General features: G+C 49.5%; 7 tRNA genes. All 7 read right to left on the reverse strand.

The window, feature by feature from the left end:
- Positions 1–38: 38 nt before the first annotated feature.
- Positions 39–125 (reverse strand) — tRNA-Leu (locus C3B52_RS35605).
- A 24-nt stretch (positions 126–149) separates the two neighbouring features.
- Positions 150–225, reverse strand: a tRNA-Lys gene (locus C3B52_RS35610).
- Between the two features lie 12 nt (positions 226–237).
- A tRNA-Tyr gene (locus tag C3B52_RS35615) sits at positions 238–322 on the reverse strand.
- Between the two features lie 8 nt (positions 323–330).
- Positions 331–406, reverse strand: a tRNA-Thr gene (locus C3B52_RS35620).
- Between the two features lie 104 nt (positions 407–510).
- Positions 511–587, reverse strand: a tRNA-Asp gene (locus C3B52_RS35625).
- A 76-nt stretch (positions 588–663) separates the two neighbouring features.
- A tRNA-Met gene (locus tag C3B52_RS35630) sits at positions 664–740 on the reverse strand.
- An 80-nt stretch (positions 741–820) separates the two neighbouring features.
- Positions 821–896: transfer RNA gene (locus C3B52_RS35635), tRNA-Val, on the reverse strand.
- Positions 897–1,065 lie beyond the last annotated feature (169 nt).

Here is a 1,065-nt window from a genome sequence, read left to right on the forward strand (position 1 = left end):
AGCTACGTCCGCATAAATGAATTTAGTTGTGCGTTGTTTGGTGCGGTCAAGAGGACTTGAACCTCCACGGTGTTGCCACCACTAGAACCTGAATCTAGCGCGTCTGCCAATTCCGCCATGACCGCATGTTAAGCTTGGCAATAAAACACTGGTGAGCCATGAAGGACTCGAACCTTCGACCCTCTGATTAAAAGTCAGATGCTCTACCAACTGAGCTAATGGCTCGTAATATAAAAATGGTGGGGAGAGACGGATTCGAACCGCCGAACCCGGAGGGAGCAGATTTACAGTCTGCCGTGTTTAGCCACTTCACTATCTCCCCATGAAACATGGTGCCGGCAATAGGACTTGAACCCACAACCCCCTGATTACAAGTCAGGTGCTCTACCAATTGAGCTATACCGGCGTACTATTATAGTATAAGGTATCATTCAAGAAAAATCAAGTCTTTTTTAGTGGAAATAAACTTTTTTCATATCTGTGAATGATCGCCATCTGTTTACATTAAGATGGCGGAGCTGACGGGACTCGAACCCGCGACCTCCGGTGTGACAGACCGGCGTGAACTCCAACTTCACCACAGCTCCATATTTGGTTGTACCCAAGGGCACTCCCATCTCACTTGAGCAAGAGGAACATTCGACGTAGTTCAAGTGAAAAATTTGGTTGCGGGAGCAGGATTTGAACCTGCGACCTTCGGGTTATGAGCCCGACGAGCTACCGAGCTGCTCCATCCCGCGATGATCAGGACGATCGAGTGTCAGCGTTACCACAGGACGTGGTGCTTTTAGCTGACCTTCCTTATCCTTTAAAATATAAGTGGTGGAGGCTGACGGGATCGAACCGCCGACCCTCTGCTTGTAAGGCAGATGCTCTCCCAGCTGAGCTAAGCCTCCCTATTCCCCAACTTTCGTTGGGCCCCAAACAGTTGTTGGGTTCCCCGAAAAGTACTCGGTGTTGCTACGAAGCTTCACTTCACTTTTTGGGGTAAAGTATGGTGACCCGTAGGGGATTCGAACCCCTGTATGACAGCGTGAAAGGCTGCTGTGTTAAACCGCTTCACCA

The sequence above is a fragment of the Brevibacillus reuszeri genome (genome assembly GCF_002897295.1).
GTDB lineage: Bacteria > Bacillota > Bacilli > Brevibacillales > Brevibacillaceae > Brevibacillus > Brevibacillus reuszeri_A.